The 17,958-nt window shown below is 68.4% G+C and carries 8 protein-coding genes; all 8 read left to right on the forward strand.

Annotated elements, in window-relative coordinates; translation table 11 throughout:
• The first annotated feature begins 91 nt into the window (after positions 1-91).
• The 8 genes from ACO07Z_RS18970 to ACO07Z_RS19005 all read left to right on the forward strand — a co-directional run bounded on the left by ACO07Z_RS18970 (position 92) and on the right by ACO07Z_RS19005 (position 17,900).
• Entirely contained in the window at positions 92-1,123 is a 1,032-nt protein-coding gene (locus ACO07Z_RS18970; RefSeq protein ID WP_421700132.1) for a LysR family transcriptional regulator, read from the forward strand.
• A gap of 428 nt (positions 1,124-1,551) precedes the next feature.
• Complete coding sequence (locus ACO07Z_RS18975; protein WP_421700133.1) at positions 1,552-3,186, forward strand: C2 family cysteine protease; 1,635 nt, start codon at positions 1,552-1,554, stop codon at positions 3,184-3,186.
• 42 nt (positions 3,187-3,228) lie between these two features.
• A complete protein-coding gene (locus ACO07Z_RS18980; protein ID WP_421700134.1) occupies positions 3,229-7,899 on the forward strand; it encodes a DUF6603 domain-containing protein in 4,671 nt (1,556 codons plus the stop codon).
• A 2-nt stretch (positions 7,900-7,901) separates the two neighbouring features.
• A complete protein-coding gene (locus ACO07Z_RS18985; RefSeq protein ID WP_421700135.1) occupies positions 7,902-9,905 on the forward strand; it encodes a hypothetical protein in 2,004 nt (667 codons plus the stop codon).
• Positions 9,902-13,525 carry a hypothetical protein gene (locus ACO07Z_RS18990; RefSeq protein ID WP_421700136.1) on the forward strand — a complete coding sequence of 1,208 codons (3,624 nt, stop codon included), beginning with the start codon at positions 9,902-9,904 and terminating at the stop codon, positions 13,523-13,525. Before ACO07Z_RS18985 ends, ACO07Z_RS18990 begins: the two co-directional genes overlap by 4 nt.
• Before the next feature lie 5 nt (positions 13,526-13,530).
• Positions 13,531-16,131 (forward strand): hypothetical protein, encoded by a 2,601-nt coding sequence (locus ACO07Z_RS18995; protein WP_421700137.1) that lies wholly within the window; start codon positions 13,531-13,533, stop codon positions 16,129-16,131.
• A gap of 52 nt (positions 16,132-16,183) precedes the next feature.
• Complete coding sequence (locus ACO07Z_RS19000; protein ID WP_421700138.1) at positions 16,184-17,221, forward strand: hypothetical protein; 1,038 nt, start codon at positions 16,184-16,186, stop codon at positions 17,219-17,221.
• 40 nt (positions 17,222-17,261) lie between these two features.
• Positions 17,262-17,900, forward strand: coding sequence for a hypothetical protein (locus tag ACO07Z_RS19005; RefSeq protein ID WP_421700139.1), 639 nt, complete (start codon positions 17,262-17,264; stop codon positions 17,898-17,900).
• Positions 17,901-17,958: the final 58 nt, after the last annotated feature.

Raw genomic sequence — 17,958 nt, forward strand, 5'->3', positions numbered from 1 at the left:
CACGCGGACAGATCGCGCGCGATCATGCGGCGCACAATTTGCTAGCGGGGTGGCGGGGGGAAGGGGTGTCGTTGACCGGAGAGGCCTAGCTATGTCGTCTATCAGCCAGATCTACGATATCGACCTGAAGCTTCTGCGCTGCTTCTGCACCATTGTGGAAGAGCAGAGCTTCACCGCCGCGCAGGCCGCGCTGAACCTCTCCCAATCCACCCTCAGCGAGAACCTGAAATCGCTGGAAATCCGCCTCGGCACGCGGCTGTGCCGGCGCGGGCCGAAGGGTTTCAAGCTCTTCCGCGAGGGCGAGGTGGTCTACAAGGCGGCAAAGGAGCTGTTCGCCTCGGTTGAGGCGTTCAAGCAGAAGGCCGCGAACATCAACCAGAATGCCGGCTACGAGCTTTCCATCGGCATACAGGACGGCATTGTCGAAAACCCGTGCGCCCGCATCCACGACGCCATTCACCGCTTCTCCGATTATTACCCCAATATCCGCTTCCGCATGGAGGTGATGCTCGGCTTCCAGCTGGCGGGAAGGGTGGCCGATGGCATGCTGCATGTCGGTATCGGGCTGGTGAACGAGCATTATGCGCAGCTGTCCTATGAGCATCTGTTCGATGAGCAGGGCTTCATGTGCTGCGGCCACCGGCATCCCTTGTTCGCCGTTCCTGAGGAGGAGCTGACGCTAGCGGAGATCGAATCCGCCGCCTATTGCAACCGGGGTCATCTCGAATACTACCACCCCGAGCGCACGCGGCGCAGCGACACCTGCGGTGATGTCGGGCTCGGCATCCAGTCGCAGCTGGCGCTCATCCTGTCCGGGCGCAATATCGGCTATGTGCTCGACCACACCGCCCAGCCGCTCATCGCCAGCGGCGCGCTCCGGGCGCTGCGGCCGGACCGGGTGCGCATCGTCAATCCGATCACCGCCATGACCGGCCCCGCCGCCGCCGATTTCAAGCTCGCCCGCCAGTTCGTGGACTGCCTGGTCGATGTGCATATGGAACTGGGTCAGAGCCGCCTGCTGCCGCGCCCGGACTATGTGACGAGCTGCGGCACGGTGGTGGACCGCGACGGCGTGTTCAGCGTGCTCTCCACGGCGCGGTCTCCCGTCTTCGCCGGCGCGTGAGGGCCGACGACGCTGGCGCCTGGCGGGCATTTAGGCTGCGCGCTTCACCGCGCCTTATTTCTCGTAATGGTTGCATTTCATCGGCGGGACCTTTGCTTCGTTCGCGGCGCGGCCACCTGGGTCAGGTGCCGGATATCCTTTCATTTCAATGGCCTGCGGTGATGAACGCGCCGTCTGCGGGACGGCGTTCAGCGAAAAATCTCTGATTGCACTTATTGACGATACAACTCTGAGGTGCCAATCTACCGCTCGTGGCTGGAGGGCGGTGGATGGTGCGGCCGAGTGTGAGTCTTGCGAACAGGAACGGTCGGCTGGCCCTCCCTGCGCCACCCGGTCCTGCGCAACCCGGGCCGGTCCAAGTCGCTCCCGTGCAGGGCGCTCCCGTGCAGGGCGCTCCCGTGCAGGGCGCTCCCGTGCAAGGTGCTCCCGTGCAAGGTGCCCTGGCCCCTCTCATTCACTGGGATTTTCATAAATTCGACGACACGCACCTTCCGCCGCCGAGCGACAAGTACAGGTACGTGCCGGTATCTCTCCCTCTTTTTAAATACACGCCCGATTTTGCGGATGTGAAACAGGAGAATATCGGCGATTGCTATCTTTTGTCGGCGATTAATTCGATGCTACGAGTTAAGAATCAAAGTTTTTTCTACAATATGATAGGTAGTACCGAGAAACACGTGCATGTGCGTTTCTATGGGGTGAATGCCGGTGCGATCGTGCCCGTCATCGTCCAAGTCCAGCGCACGATACTGAAGAGGATCGACGGCAAGAAGGTCGTCGATATGCAAGGCCACAGCGCGATCTGGCCCTATTTCATCGAAAAGGCCTACGCTTTCTTTCGGGCCTATTATCTGCAGCCTCTGCTCAGGCAGAACCAGATCGAGATCCCCGATCCGACCAAGCCGCAACCGGCGGCCCCGGCCTGGCCATTCGCCGCTGCAACCTCTCCTGCGCCTGAGCCGGGCCACCGGTATTCCGTTGACTATACCGAGGCGCTGGAAGGCGGCAACAGCGGGCGCGCCTACCAACATCTCACGGGCGAAAGGACGATCAATGTGACGCCCTCCATAGAGGTTCCCGACCCGCAGGGCGGCAGGGCGTCGATCGATATGAGGGACTATCGCGGCGCGCTGCTCCGCTTGGTTCTCGACGAGAGTCTGCCCAATCCGTTCGCCGAGACCTGGGACGCAACCTTCGATCGGTTCATCGGCGTGTTGGGCCTCACGGTGCCGGGCCTGACGACCTCACTCGCGGTTCCCGCCGTGCCGGTGAACGAGATCGTCGTGCGAGCCGCGATCAAGCAGCATATCGCGGACACGCGACTGGCCAATCGCTCCGTTGTCGACGATCTGATCGACATGGTGGACAAGAAAAAGAAGTTGTTGCGGGAGGTGCGGAGCACCGACATCCGGCCCTATCTCACGCGGATTGCCCGCAGGCCCGTCTCTCTCGCCGCGAACGGGATGAACGACATCGATTTCGGCAAGTTGATCCTTGATTTCGTCAGGAAGTCCTTTCCGGGAAAGCGGGGCACGGGCGAATACACGGATTACCATGAGGCACTCTTCGCGCGCGTGCGCGCGGCTTGCGCCGCGAACCCGCCCAAGGCGGCGTTCACGTCTACCCGCGACATCGTGCATGTCTATGATTTTATCACCAAGACCCAAGTGCACGAAGGCACACGTAAAGGGCTCGTTCCTTGTCATGCCTACGAAGTATCCGGCACATCGACAATAAGGATCAGGCGTCCAACAGGTAATGTTGAAGTTCGCTTTCTTCTCTTGCGAAACCCGTGGAATAAATATGTTCGTGGGTACGACTTCAAGTTCGAGAAGGTGGGCGGAGTCGACATCGTGAGGTCCCTGTCGGCCAAGCCGGTGCAGGATCTGAAAAACCTCCCCGTAAACGCGCTCAAGATCCTGGAATTGCAGGGGCAGGGACTGAAGAGCCAGGTCGTCCAACTGCAGGCCCGCGCGTCGCAGCAGGTGCGCCAGAGCGCTGCCTTCCCCGTCGAACTCTCCGACATCACCAAGTACTTCGATCAGGTTCAGCTCGGCATCTGAGCGGCTTTTCGCAATGTGACGTGTTCAGCAAAGGGCGAGGCCATGGCCGGCGGCAATGAGGGGGTGAAGGCGGACAACGTCCTTCCCCTGTCGAAGATCGACCCGGAACGGTTCGAGGCGCTGGGGTTGACGGATCATGGCTGCGCGCAGCTCGATCTCTGGCTGGCCGCGCTCGGCGAGAGCGGTGGCGCCGTCTCCGCGCTGCAATTCGAGCTGCCGGTCTATGCCGAGGGCGGGGCGCGCACCACCGCCACGCGCGTGGTTGTCGCCTCCCGCGAACCGCGCGAGGTGTGGCGGCCCGGCGATGCCTATTCCGACCTCAAGCCGGCAAAGGCCGTCATCGACAAGGCGCTGGCGCTGCGGGCGGCGCAGCTGTCTTATTGCTCCCATGATTTCGCCGCGCCCGCCGCCAGCACGGCGAGCGCCGCCGACATCGCCCTCATCACCGCCACCGCGCGGGCGCTGCTGCCGGACTGGCCGCACCAGCTGGCGCCGTTGCGTGCCGGCATGAATTTCACCGGCGAGGCGACGCTGCTGCCCGAGGTCGACGCGGCGCTGCGCAAGCGTTTCGGGCTCGACGGCAGCGTGCGCGTCGCCGGCAGCGTCGGAAGGCTGCCGCAGGCGGGCCAGCAGGCGCAGGGCTACCGGATCGAGGCCAGCACCGCCCTCGATGTGCCGCCGTTGGAACTGCTGGGCGGGCGCCTGTCGGTCGCCCTCCAGCGCGCCCGCGTGGCGGCGGAAGGGGTGGGGACCGGGGCCGGCGGCGACGCGCCGTTCGCCCTGGGGCTGTCCGGCGCCATTTCGCTCGACCAGCAGCGGCTGGCCGCGTCGATCGAGCTCAATCTGGCCAGCCGCGAGCTCAACCTCATCGCCGATGCGCCGGAACTGCTCAAGGCCGGGGCGCTGGTGCGCAGCCTGGTGCCGGAGCTCGACGCGGCGCTGTCCGGCGCGCTGGGCACGGTGGACAAGGTGGTGCCGGGGCTGCGGCGGCTCGACGTGACCACGCCGCTCGACGGCTTCGACGGGGCGAGGCTGGCGCTGTGGCTCACCTATGCCGAGCCCTTTGTCCTGTTCGACCTGATCCGTGTCACTCCCAGCCTGTTCGCCACCGGCACCTATGGCGGCGGCGCCTTCGCCTTCGAGGCGGAGATCACCGGCACCGGCACGATCGGCAGCGGCGCGCAGGCGATGCGCTTCGAGACCAGCCTTTCCCTGCCGGAGGGGACCTTCCGCGCCGCGCTGGCGGAAGGCAGTCCGCTCGTTCTGCCGGGAGAGATCGCCGGCAAGCTCGACAAGGTGGCGGGCCGGGAGAACCTGCACCTCATCGACCTCGCCCTCAGCGCCAACACGCGCGACGGTGCCTATTCCTTCTCCATCATCACACTGGGCTTTCTGGATATCCCGATCGGCAGTGGCCTCCTGTCCATCGGCGATGTGCGCTTCGAGGTCGGCAAGCGGCGGGGCGAGGGCTACACGGCGCAGCTGGAGGCGTCGCTGGTCATTGGCGATGTCGAGGCCGAAGTGGCCATCGACATCGATAAGGGTGTGCAGGGCAAGGTGACGGTGCCGGTCCTGCCCATCGGCGCCATCGCCGCCGATCTGCTGCAAATCGAGGCGCCCGGTGAACTGGCGGCGGTCGAGCTCAGTGCTTTCGAGCTTAAGCTCAAGCTCAGCGAGAGCACTGAATTCGAATTCAGCGCCGGGTCGGAGGAATTCACCATTGGCGGCCTGGCGCTGAAGCTCGCCCAGCTTGAGGTCAGCTATGCCGGCGCCCTGACGCTGAAGGGGAAGGGGCGGGTGCGCTTCGACACCGGCACGGTGGAGCTCACGCTCGACTACCTCGCGGGAAGCTGGAACTTCACCTTCGGCGGTGACACGGATGTCGATCTCGGCCGGGCACTGGCGCCGCTGGCGCAGGATATCGGCTTCGATCCGCCCTTCGCTGATCGCAGCGTCAAGGTCACCCGCGTGGCCGGCGCTCTGCGCCTCGGCGCGGAGGGCCCGCGTTTCGCCGTCAATTTCCAGTTCAAGATCAATGACGGCGATTTCCGCCTGACCCTCGTGGCGGGGCGCGCGGCGGGTGGCAAGGCGGGCTGGGACTACAGCCTGAAACTGGGCCCGGCGACAATCGATTTCCGCAGCCTGCCGGTCGTCGGCCAGGCGATCGGCGCGGCGGCGGACGCCTTCGCCAAGAGCGGCGCAAAGAAGGCGATCGGCGTCGATGCCCTGCGGGTGGGCGTGCTCTCCACCTTGGAAGAGAAAGCGCTCACCGACCTGTTCAAGGGCCTGCCGCCGACCGACTACCCGCCGCCGGAGGCGCCGACGGGCAAGCTGATGCTGACCGGCACGCTGCAACTGCTCGACTATAAGAAGCCGATCCTCTACCCCCAGCCGAAGGACAAGGCGCCGGCAAAGGACGCCAAGGACAGCAAAGGCGCCAAGGCGGACACGAAGGGCGGCGCGAAGGCGGAGGTGGAAATCCTGCCGCCTGTGCCGGCCAAGGTCGACACCGCGACGAAAGCCGGGGGCACCCCCGCCGCGCCGCCCGCCGACAAGCCTGCGGATGATATGCACTGGCTTTCGGTGCAGCGCGATTGCGGGCCGCTCCACCTCGCCAAGCTCGGCCTCGGGCTGCGGCAGGCGGGCGGCAGCTACGAGGTGTCCGCCGGCCTCGCGGGTAAGATCACCGTTGCGGGGGTGCAGCTGGAGCTGATGGACGCCGGCATCAGCGTTCGCCTCAACGAACTCACCGCCCCGCGCGGCCGGCTGAAGGGTATGAGCCTGAGCTTCCGGCGCGGGGCGGTGTCGGTCGAGGGCGGCTTCCTGCAAATGTCGGAGACGGTCTATGGCGGCCAGCTCAGCGTGCAGCTGCCCAAGGTCTCCATCGGGGTGGTCGGCGTCTACGGCACCTACAAGCTGCCGGACAACCGCGGCTCCTCCACCTCGCTGTTCATCTACGGCACGGCGAGCCTCACCGGCGGCGCCGGCATCAAGCTCGGCGCGATCACGCTCACCGGGCTGGCGCTCGGCTTCGGTCTCAACCGCCGGGTGATCGTGCCCGCCATCGGCGAGGTGGCGGCGTTCCCGCTGGTGGCGCTGGCGATGCAGGAGAAGGCCGACGGCGCCAAGTACTCGGCCATGGAGATGCTGACCACGCTGGAGCGGCACCTGCCCTTCACCGAGGGGCAGATCTTCGCCGCGCTGGGGCTGCGCTTTACCATTGCCGAGACCATCGAGGCCTTCGCGCTGGCCATCGGCCAGTTCGGCCGGGATGTGGAGTTCTCGCTGCTGGGCCTCGCCCGCTTCGAGAAATCGGTGGGCGACCAGAAGTTCTGCCGGGTCGAACTCGCGATCAAGATGACCCTGCGGCCGGAAGAGGGCGTCTTTCTGCTTCAGGCCGAGCTTACCGCCAATTCCTGGGTGCTCGACCCTTCCTGCCGGCTCACCGGCGGCTTCGCCCTGGGGGTCTGGTTCGGCGGCGCGCGCAAGGGCGACTTCGTGCTCACCCTTGGCGGCTATCATCGCGATTTCACGCCGCCGCCGCATTATCCCGTCGTGCCCCGTCTCGGGCTCAACTGGGCGGTGACCAACGAACTCACCCTCAAGGGCGAGCTCTATTGCGCGCTCACCCCGTCGCACCTCATGGCCGGCGGGCGCTTCGAGGCGTCGTTCATCCATAGCCGCATCAAGGCCTGGTTCGTCGCCGCCGTGGATTTCCTCATCCGCTGGGCGCCGCTGCAATACAGCCTGGAGGCCGGCATCTCGATCCGCGTCGAGGCCGATCTGTGGCTGTTCTCGATCAATCTCAGCCTCGATGTGCAGCTCAGCCTGTGGGGGCCGCCCTTCGCCGGGCGGGTAAGGGTGCGCCTGTCGGTGCTGTCCTTCGAGATCGCCTTCGGCGGCGACCGGGCCGCGGCGGAGATCCGTGGCTGGGCGCAGTTCGGCGCGCTGTTCCTCGACAAGGCCAGCCCGCATTGGGACGCCTTGCCCAAGCCCGGTGCAACGGTTGAGGCACCGGCCATCTGCGGCGTTGCGCTGGCCGGCGGGCGGCTGTCGCAGCCCGATGACCGGCCGCCGGGCGGCCCGTGGATGGTGCGCGGGGACGAACTCGTCCTCTCCGTCACCTCGGTGCTGCCGGCGACCACGATCGTGATTGGCGCGGTTCAGGGCGCGGTGCCGAAAAAGGAGCGGGAGGCCCGCAATCTCGCTTTGGCCACTCCGCTGGCGCTGGAGACCATCACGGCACGGCATGGCGCCGCGAGCGAGGCCTTCGGCATCGTGCCGCTGGCGGTGACCCGGGCCGAGAGCGCGCTGACCATCGCCATCGTCCGCGATCTCGCCGACGACGTCACGAAGGCGGTCGACCTCGCCGGCTGGCAGGCCGAGCCGGAGCGCCAGGGCATGCCGGCCGCGCTGTGGGACCGGCAGCCACCCGGCGACGCGCCGGCCGCGCGTATGACCGGCGCCTACCTCGCCGGGCTTGCCCGCTTCGCCCCACCCGAGGGGCGCCGCCAGGGCGAGGGCACGCGGGTGGAGATCGCCCGCTATCGCGAGAGCGACCGCATCTTCCGCGCGGCCGCCGCCGCCGAGCCCGCGATCCGTACGGCCGCCCGTGCGGGGGAGGCGCATGTCCCCGCCCACGATCCGGCGGAAAGAGGCCCGCGCACCTTCCGCGCCCCGCCGATGCACCGCAGCTGGCTGCAAGGAGCCTGACCATGCCAGATCCCGGCTCCGCCTCGGAAGCGCTCAGCCTCGACCTTTACGACGCCTATGTGCCGGCGCTCACCGCCGGAAGCCACCGTGTGCTCGTCCAGCAATCCATCGTCTATGAGGAGCCCGGCGGCGCGGCGAAGGCGCATCATTATTACCGCGACGAAGCATTCGTGGTGCGCGGCCCGCGCTTCTTCCTCGACGAGAACGACATCCATGCCCGCTACCCCTCGGTGGGCGCGATGGGGCAGTTCGACCGGCACGTCGCCAATATCGTGCTGCGCAAGCGCGCCTTGCCCTGGGAACGGCAACTGGCGCTGGCGGCGGCGCCGCAGGCGCCGTGGATGGCGCTGCTGCTGCTCACCGAGGCGGAATTCCAGGCGCAAGGCGGGGACGCGGCGGTGCAGACCATCGCGCCGGACGCGCTCTTCGCTCCCGGCCGGCGCACCTCGGATGGAAAGGTGCTGTTCCCCCGGCTGGCCGCCGAGCCGAGCCCCGACGCCGGCCAGCAGCGCGTCAACGTCCTCGATCTGGAGCGCGGGCTTGCGAGCGCCCTGTGTCCCTCGCCCGCCGATCTGCCGCTGCTCGCCCATGTGCGCCGGGTCGCGATGGACGACAAGCCGCGCGCGGCGATGCACGGGGCGGGGGAATTCCCCGTGGTCTGCGCCCGCCGGGTGCCGGCGCCAGGCGCCAACCTCGCCCTGCTGGTGTCGCTCGAAGGCTGGGAGGAACTGATCGAGGGGCAGCTGCCGGCGGGGCCGGAGCGGCTGCGTTTCGTCGTTCTCGCGCGCTGGCGCTTTATCCATGATCCCGGTTTCGCCCACAGCTTTTCCGGCCTCGCCAACGGTCTCGACATCGACCTGCTGCGGGAAAAGTCGCCGCCCGGCATGCTGCCGGCGGTCGCCGTGCCGCACGCGGCGGGCTACACGCCGATGGCGTATCGGCGGGACGCGGGCGACCCTCTCCCTTCCTGGTATCGCGGCCCGTTCGCGCCCGCGCCGGTGGCGCCGCTCCCGGTCGATTGTTTCGATCATGCCGACGCCGCGCTGATCCTCTCGCCCGAGGATGGCGCGCTGACCGTTTCCTATGCCGCCGCCTGGCAGCTCGGCCGGCTGATGGCGCTCGCCTCTCCGAGCTTCCTTGCCGCCACCCGGGCCTTCATCACCGACAATGCCGGCCCGCGCGAAGTGGCGTTCCGGCTCGACACGTTCATGCGCCTGCATCTCGCGGCGATAAGGCGCGAATGGGCGGCGTCGGCCCCGGCAGCCCCAAGCCCGGCCGGCGAGGTGGAAGCCGAGCCGCCGGACAGCTTCCATGCCGTGCTGAAGATGGTCGCCTGGCTGCGGGGGCTGCTGCGGCTCGAAGGCGTGCCCTTTCCCTATCTCGTGGGAGGGGAGGCGCTGCTGCCGGCGGCCAGCCTGCGCTTTTTCCATGTCGATTCCAACTGGTTGCTGGCGCTCGCCAATGGTGCGCTCAGCCTGAGCGGCACGGCGACGGGGGCGGCGGCCCGCGACGGGCTGCCCCTGCGCCGCCTGATCGCGCGGCTGGTGGAGCGGAGCGAGGCCGGGCCGATGGCGGAACTCGATCCGCCCGGCGACACGCTCGACCGGCCCCGCACCGGCTTTCTGCTGCGCTCGACACTGGTGTCGGACTGGCCGGGACTGGAGACGGTGGTCGACACGGCGGCGGAGCCGGGCGCGCGGCCGCTGCGGCTGGAGCGCCTGGCGCCGGATGTGCTGCTGGGAGTTGCCGACGGTCAGCTCGTTCGGCTGACGCTGAAGGAGCCGCCGGAGGGGTTGGCGTTCCGGCTGGCGAATCACCCCAATGTGCCGGAGCCGGACGCGCGCGGCCTGTTCAGCCCGCTGGCGCGGCTGCGGGCGGAAAGCGCGCTTAAGGGCGCCCGGCTTCAGTCGGCCGCGCCCGTCGATCCACTTTCCGCCGCCGCTTTCGCCGCCGGCGCGCTCAGCAGCGGCAGCGTTCAGAGCTTCGTTTGGGAGATTGCGCGGTGAGCCCTGTCGAAACCGCCGCCGCTGCGGCCACTCCCCTGCTGGTGCCGATCCAGCTTGAAGCGCTGGTGATCGAGGGCGCGGCTGCGCCTGAGGGCGATCTGCTGCTGGCGCGTCACACGGCCGAGCGCGGGGCCTCGCTGCGCTGGAAGGCGAACCGCGTCAATTACGTGTCGGGCCTGCGCACCCTGGTCGATCCCAAGCTCACGCCGTTTCTCGGAGCGGTGTCGGCGGCGGGCGACCGGCTGGCGCTCCGCGACAGCGAGCGGCCCACCAAGGCCGATCGCGGCGTCTATCTGCGCTGGATCGTGCCCGCCGGCCTGCGCAAATCGCTGGCGGCGAACAGCCTCAGCTTTCCCGCGCTGCCCGACCAATGGGTGATCCTGCGCCTGCTGCGCCGCGCCACTTCCCGCACGGAGGTCGAGCTGAAGGCCTGGGTGATCGACGGCTCGGCCTATCCCGGCGATGCCGCCTCGGCCAGCCTGCCGGTGGCGACCCCGCGCAAGGGGGGCGGGGCCGGGCTTGAGGTCACGGCGCAGCCGGTCGGCGTCGCTCGCACGCTGGACGACTACGACCCCGCCCGGCAGGCGCAGATGGAGCACACCACGCTGACCGCGCTCGGCACGGCCTGGACCGGCTCGCCGACCTTCTCCACTTCGCTGGCGGAGAACCGCAATATCCTGTCCTGGCGCGACGGGTTGGAGGATCTGCGCGACGCGCACGATAAGCTGCCGCTCGCCGCCGTCAGCTATGCCGTGGTCGGCTGGTATCGCACCCCGGGTGCCGATCCTCTGGCGGCCCTGCCGCTGACGCTGAAGGCTGAGGCGGGCGCACTGGGCGATCTCGATGCCGTGCTCAAGCATCTCGGCTGGACGGCACCGCTCGATGCCGAGGAGCGACCCGGGCCGTGCCTGTTCCATGGCGCGCTCGCCCATATCAATTTCTGGGACAGTGAGCGCTATCGCGGGCCGCTGCTCGGCTACCCCCAATCGCCTCCCGCCCATGCCGGCCTGGTGCCGCCGGAGGCGCGCATGGAAGTGGGGATCGGCACCTCGGCGCAGGCCGCGCTGGCCGCTCTGGTGTCCGACCAGTTCTGGGACGATGAGGTCGAGGCGAAGGACCGTCCGAAATGGGCGGTGCTGGAAGGGCATCTGCTCGGCGCCGCCGATCCCGCCGGCCTCGATGCGGCGACGCGGCGCAAGCTCGACCATCCTCTCGGTTTCACATCGCTGGAAGCCGGCCAGCGCCATGTCCTCGTGCGGGAGAAGGAGGCGGCGGAGAAGGCCCCGGGCCCGACGCCGGCGCAGCGAGAAGAACTTGTGGAGCTCAACGCCTGGCAGGCGACGCTCAATGGCGAGGTGCGGGCGCTGATCGCGCGGGGCAATGCGCTGCGCATCGCCTGGCGGGAGCGTGTCGTCGCGGTGCGCACCGGTACGCTGCGCCCGGATGCCACCCCCGACCCGCTGGCCGCGCTCAAGGCCGAGCTCAGCGCGTTCGCGGCGGCGGTGGCAACGGCCAAACGTGCCGCGACCGATCTCGCCGCCGCCCTTGTCGCCTTCACGGCCACTCTGCCGGCCGGGTGGAGCCTGAAGGCCGAAGCCGAGCCGTCTTTCTGGGCGGCGGCCGACCCGGTGGTGATGCTGGCGGGCATGCCGGGCGCCAGCCGGCCGACGCTGCCGGAAAAACTGCCCTGCCGCACGCTGGCGGGCCTTGTCGCCCGCGCCTCGGTGGAGCCGGAGCGCGCGGCGTTTCCCGAGGCTGGGCTTGCCACGCTCGCGGAACGGCTTCGCGCCAAGGGCCTGCCGCAGGCCGGCGCGCTTGCCGCGCTGCTGCGCGAGGCGGCGCTGATGGAACAGGCGGTCGCCGCCGAAGCCTTTGCCGAAACCGTGCCTTTCGCCGGCCAGATCGAATGGACGCGCTGGAAGGACGCGCTGCAGGCGCGCTTCCGTTCCGGGACGCCGGGGCAGTCACGGGTGCTGGTCGGCGGCGATGGGCGAGAGGTGCTGCCCGAGGCGCTGGTCTCGGTCTGGGGCCAGCAGCCCTGGTCGCCGCTCTACATCGACTGGAGCGTCAATTGGCACGCCAGCCCCGGCGGCGTTCAGGACTGGCGCTTCGCCACCGGCCAGCACCCGCTGCACTATGATTACCGGCAGCCGGCCGGGGTGCCGGCGACCGGGCGCGAGAACGCGATACGGGTGAAGGGGCGCAGCGTGATGGCGCCTATGGACGGGCGCTTTATGGCTGACGCGCTGACCGCCGCCATTACGGAGTCGCGACTGAACAATGGCGATTTCGCCGCACTCACCCGTACGCCGCTGGTCGGGCAGGAGCTTTCCGGGCTGGGGGCGAGCCTGCGGCGGCTCAACGCCCAGGCGCTGATCCCCCGACCCGATGCCGCCTTGCCCTGGCTTAACGCGGCGACCGACCAATTGCTCGCAGAAGGGACGAATGCGCTGGCGCAGATCGCCGCCGGGCTGCGCATCGCCATGCCGGCGCCACTACCCCCGCTGCCCTCGGCGGGCGAGGTGCCGGCGCTGGAGGCTGGCTGGTTCCGCCTCGAACATCTCTGGGTGATCGATGATTTCGGCCAATGGGCGGAGCCGATCGCGCGGCCGGAGACGCGGGTGCAGCCGCATCCGCGCTCGCGCCTGCGGCTCGGCCCGGCGGTGGACGACACGCAATGCGGTCCCTTTGCCCGTCCACCCCGGCTGACCGAGGGTGCTCGTCTGGACATCGCCTTCTCCGGCGGCGCGGACCCGATCCGGGGCTGGATTTACGTCAACCGCTTCGACCAGGCGCTGGTGGTCTGTGCCGGCGATGGCAAGCTGCTGGGCGAACTCGCACTGGTGGGCGGCACGGTCGTCTGGCGCAGTCTCGCCGAGACCGCTGCGATCGGGCTCACTACGATCGGCGATCCGGTGCTGGCCCACTTCGCGACGTGGCTGGCGGACCCGCTGGAAGGGGCGGATCGGCTGGCTCGCATGCTGGCCGCCATTGACGAGGCGGTGCCCACCATCCGCGCCCGCGAGGCGGCGCCGGAGCAGATGTTGATCGGCCGGCCGCTGGCAGTTGTGGCCGTCGAGGCGCGCTTCCAGTCCTTCCGGGGGGAGCCCGCACCGGGTGCCGCCGCGCTGCGTCTGCCGCTGCGGCTTGGCAATCGGCACGACGAGCAGGATGGGCTCGTCGGCCATGGCGACGGGCGGCGCTTTTCCGCCTTCGCCGCCCTCGACACGCCAACCGCACCGTCGGCCGGCTTCGCGACGGCGAGCGAGCTTGTGCTGGTCATGGACCCGCTGGCCGCGGTGGAAGTCGCCAGCGGGGTGCTGCCCGCCCGCGCGGCCAGCCTGCCGATCGACACGGTACGGGCCGCGCTGGCACGGCTGGAGATCGGCTTCAGCGCCGGGCCGGTGCTGTTTCATGGCGCGCTGCCGCTGCTGCCGCCGCCGGCCAGCACGGGCGGACGATGGGAATGGCAAGGGAGCGATGGGGCATCCGTGCCGATCGCCGCTCTCGGCATTGATCCGCGTTTTGACGGCGCGCCGCCGTCCGTGGGGGAGGGGCGGCTGATCCTGCGCCGCACCGAGCCCGCGGCTAAAGCGTCGCCCGTCCCAGCAGAAGGCTGAATGGCATGAACTCCCGCTCGCAGTTTCACGCCTGGCTCGCCGTCGCCCTCCTCGCCGCACTTCCCTTTCTCGCCGATGTGCCGGCCCTCGCCCAGACGCCACCGGCGGCTACGCCGCTCGACGCGCGCGTGGTGCCCGGCACACCGCCGACGCTGCAGCTTCTCGTGCCGCCGGCGCCCGGGGCTGAGGGAGCGCCCCGCCCGCGTGTCGTGCAGGTCGTGGTCGATCGCGAGGCCCTCGCCGATGCTCTCATCCGCGACCAGACGGACGAGCTCTGGCAGGATATCGGCAAGGTCAACGGCGTATTGCGCGATGCCGGAGGCGACCCGCTCTGGTACGTCATGTGCAGCGATGCCGCCGATCCGGAGAAGGTGCGCATCGGCATTGCCAATTTCAACCTGAATGACGGCGGTGCCGCGCCGCTCCTTTCCGGCAATAAGGAACTGCGCATCCTGCTGCCGCTGCGGGCCGGCGACCGTTCCCTCCCGCTGCAGGTGAGCACCGGCGCGAGCATCGACCAGCTGTCGGCTCCCGTCGTGGTCGAAGCGCGGCTGGAGAAGCCGGTAGATGTCGACCAGGAAGCCAAGGTCCGGTTCAACGCCGATGTCGCGACACCGCTGACGCTGGCTCTCGGCGCGCCCGTGACGCTGAGCTGGAAGATTGTCGATTGCGTGCAGGCGACGTTGAGCGGACCCATCGACTACCGCCAGCCCGTGCTCGCCATCACTCCTGAAAACGGCGTGTGCGCGGGTTCGAAGAAGGTGCTGGCGCTGGGTCCGGCCACCTATCAGCTGACCGCCGAAATCGCCGGCAAGCAGGGAAGCCGCGTCAGCGTGGTCGTCACCCGCACGGTGACGCTCGATGTGCGCCGGTTCGACCAGTTCGCCAATCTGACGTTGACACCTCCATCCGTTCTGCCGGGCGGCAAGGTGCTGGCGCGCTGGTACATCCGCGAACTCCCGGTCGACGACCGCCGCGAGGCGGTGCTGTCCTGGACCGATGCCAATGGCAATCGCCGCCTGCAGCGCCTGCGCGCCTCGGCCAGCCAGACGACCTCCGGGGAGATGAGCTTCGCCGTGCCGCAGAGCGCGAGCGCGACCGACACCTCGGTGCGGCTGCACTATGGCGAGGAGACCATTGCGCGCTCCTTCGACATTGAGCGCTGGCAGCCCGCCGGTGCCTCCGCTCTCGCCACTGGCGCCCTGCGCGGCCTCGACTTCGCCGGCGGCAAGCTGGTGCTGTGCAGCGAGAAGGGCCTTTTCCTCGCCGATGTCGGGGCCGGCGGCGGCATCGGCTCGGATGGCAGCGGCAAGACCAACGACCCGTTTCCGCCCTTTGCCCGCGTGCCGCTGCGCATTGGCGAGCGGCCGGAGGCTGCCGGAGCGGCCGCGAACCGGCAGCCGCTGCAGGACGCGCCGTGCCTGGCCGTGCGCGCCATCGATGCCGATCGCGTGGCGGTGCTGGCCCAGATCGACACGCCCGTGCCCGGCCGCCCCGCCTATGCCGAGCTGACGCTGCTCTCGCCGCGCGAGCAGGTCGCCTCCTATCCCGTGACGCTGACCGACGACCCGATCAACACCACGGCCGCCCAGCGTCGGGACTACCAATTGGGCATGTTGCGCGGGCGGCTGTTCGTGCAGGTGCAGATCGGCCCGGTCGATCGGACGGGTAGCCTCAATGCACGCTCCACGGTCAGGGCGTTCTCGATCGTCGAAAGCGACATGCGCACCGGCAAGGCCGGATGGCGCACCGAGCCCGCGCTCAGCAGTATCGAACTGAGCCCGAACTATGGCTGGCACCTGGTGGACGGGTTTGGAACCGACAACGAGTTCCTGTTCCTGATCAACGATATCAACGGCAAAACGCTGCGCTTCGAGGCAAGCCCCGATAGCGCCAAGAGGCTGGCACAGGCCCGGGCCAGCGGCTCTCCGGCGCGGCTGACGGCCGCCCGGGAGGCGGTGGAGATCGAGTATCCCATGCCGGCGAAAGAGATGGGGAAGGAATGGGCGGCCGCGCTGTCGGCGGGGCCGGTGACCAATGTGGGCGGCGTCATCGTCGGGCTGGGGGCGGGGCTCGCCTACAACCCGCAGACCAATGAATGGCAGCAGGGCTCGTTCGGGCTGACCGGCAGCGCCGGCGCCGCTGCGGCCTATCGTGGCGACGGCGAGCCCCGCCTTTGGCTGATGAAGGCAAACGGCGACCGCCTCAGCCTGACGGTCGAGAGCCCGCGCCTGTTCGCTGCCGACTATTTCGAGAATACCCGCGCCGCCAGCCTTCCCTATCTCGTGCTGGGCGCCAAGGTGACGACCCGCACCCGCGAGGCGCGCAACTGGAAAACCGAAAATCGCACCGAACTGGCGAAGACGGGTGAGCGCTCGGAGATGGTGACCTGCACCGCCAAGGGCGTCACCAGCACCGTCCCAATGGTGGTCAGCGAATTCACGCTGTTCTACCCCGATCGCCCCTTCGAATTGGTCGGCAGAGGTGCCGACCGAAAGACCGACGTGTCCAAGGCGCATCTGGGCGCGGGCAAGTGGGACACCACCACCAGTCTCGACTCCTGCGAAACCGTTCGGATCGAGCCGATTCCCGTGCCGAGCCCTTGAGCCCCGCAGCACGATTGCCGCAGGGCGGCAATCCTCAGCAAGGAACAGCAAGATGAGCGATACCGTCACCCCGCCATGGACCCTGACCCGGGTCCGGCAGATCGACAGCGATACGGGCAGCCTCAGCCTGACGCTGGACGGGGAAAGCACGCCGAAGGTGGAGGTGACGGCCGATGGTCGGGCGACCTTCAACACCTCGCTGGCCGTCACCGGTCCCCTGCTCATGGAGGGGCCGGCAATGGCCCATTCCGGCCTCTCCGTCACCGGCGACGCGAAGGCCAGCGGCAGCATCGAGGCGGAGAAGGGGCTGGTCGGCCTGGGGGCGGTGCCGGTCGGCGCCATCCTCATGTGGTCGGGAGATCCGGCGAAGCTGCCGGAGGGCTGGCATCTGTGCAACGGCGTCGGCTGGTTCGCCAATGGCGACCCGGTCCCCGACCTGCGCGGCAGGTTCATCGTCGGCCACGATCCCCGCTACGCCGACTATGCGCAGGTTCGCACCAGCGGCGGTTCCGCCACGCGCGTGCTCAAGGTGGAGAACCTGCCCAGCGAAGAGATGTTGAACCTGAAACAGTTCATCGCCGCCCGGCCGATCATCGATGGCGACACCTATGGGCTGTCGCGCAGCGTCGGCCGGGATGTGGAGGTCGGCTCGAAGGGCCTTAGCAAACCGATCGACATCCGTCCGCCCTGGTACGCCCTCGCCTACATCATCTATGGCGGGCGCGGTGGCCTCGCCAATGTGGGGAGGGAACTGCGTGCCGATCAGTTCCTGGTCAAGGGTCAGGGCATCGCGTCACCGTCCGGGCGCTACGTCCTGATGCTGATGGAGGATGACAAGCTCAAGCTGCTGGACATGAAGGACAAGGCCCAGCCCAAACCGATCTGGGTGGCTAAGCAGGAGAATTCGGACGCGCTTGGCGTCGAGGCGCGCATGCAGTCCGACGGCAATTTCGTCATGTACACCAAGGAAAGCAAGCCGACCTTCGCCTCCAATACCTACAAGGATGGCGGCGTTGTTGTCCGCGTGACCGATGAAGGCACGGTGCGGATCGACGATGCGCAAGGCAAGTCCGTCTGGTCGAAACCCTGATGCGCCTTCGCTGCACCTACAGGCATGAAAGGATACCGCCATGAACGACCGGACCGTGACGCCGAAATGGAGACTGACCCGCGTCAGTCAGGAGGACGATGACGACCTCAAGCTCACCTGTGTCGGCCAGACCGAATCGTCGCTGGAAATCACCACTGACGGAAAGACCACGCTCAATACGTCGCTGACCGTGAAGGGGCCGCTCACCCTGTCGCAGCCGATCTCCGGGGCCGGCGGCACGGTGACGGTGGCGGGCGAGCTCAGCGTTACCAGCGCGGTGAAGGTGGCGGGCGGGCTTACCGTCACCGGGCCGGTCGAGGTGCCGGGCGGCATCAGCGGGCCGGGGGCGGTGCCGCGTGGAGTGATCCTCATGTGGACAGGCGACCCGGCGCGGCCGCCAGAAGGCTGGGCGCTCTGCGATGGTAACAACGGCACGCCGAACATGCGGGCCAAGTTCCCGGTCGGAGCCGACGGGGGCTGGTTCAAGTTCAGGGAGGCAGGCGGGACAGCGAGCCACAACCATGACATCAAGCATCAAATGCCGCTCAAGGCGTACCGGAAGGCCGACGGCGAAGCCTTCGATGTCGTCGCTCCGGGATCGCAGTTGATCGACTGTAAGACGCACGATACCGCCCATTTGCCGCCCTTCATGCCGCTGCATTTCATCATGAAGCTCTGAGGACGCGCCGCCGTCCCACGCATGTCTGACATCCCCGACCTCACCGTGATATGCCGTT

It is taken from the genome of Ancylobacter sp. (assembly GCF_965229075.1).
GTDB lineage: Bacteria > Pseudomonadota > Alphaproteobacteria > Rhizobiales > Xanthobacteraceae > Ancylobacter.

Bases quoted from the DNA above. Each gene is read 5' to 3' on its own strand.
- ACO07Z_RS18980 (WP_421700134.1), top strand. From the start codon at position 3,229: ATGGCCGGCGGCAATGAGGGGGTGAAGGCGGACAACGTCCTTCCCCTG.
- ACO07Z_RS18995 (WP_421700137.1), top strand. From the start codon at position 13,531: ATGAACTCCCGCTCGCAGTTTCACGCCTGGCTCGCCGTCGCCCTCCTC.
- ACO07Z_RS18970 (WP_421700132.1), top strand. From the start codon at position 92: ATGTCGTCTATCAGCCAGATCTACGATATCGACCTGAAGCTTCTGCGC.
- ACO07Z_RS19000 (WP_421700138.1), top strand. From the start codon at position 16,184: ATGAGCGATACCGTCACCCCGCCATGGACCCTGACCCGGGTCCGGCAG.
- ACO07Z_RS19005 (WP_421700139.1), top strand. From the start codon at position 17,262: ATGAACGACCGGACCGTGACGCCGAAATGGAGACTGACCCGCGTCAGT.
- ACO07Z_RS18985 (WP_421700135.1), top strand. From the start codon at position 7,902: ATGCCAGATCCCGGCTCCGCCTCGGAAGCGCTCAGCCTCGACCTTTAC.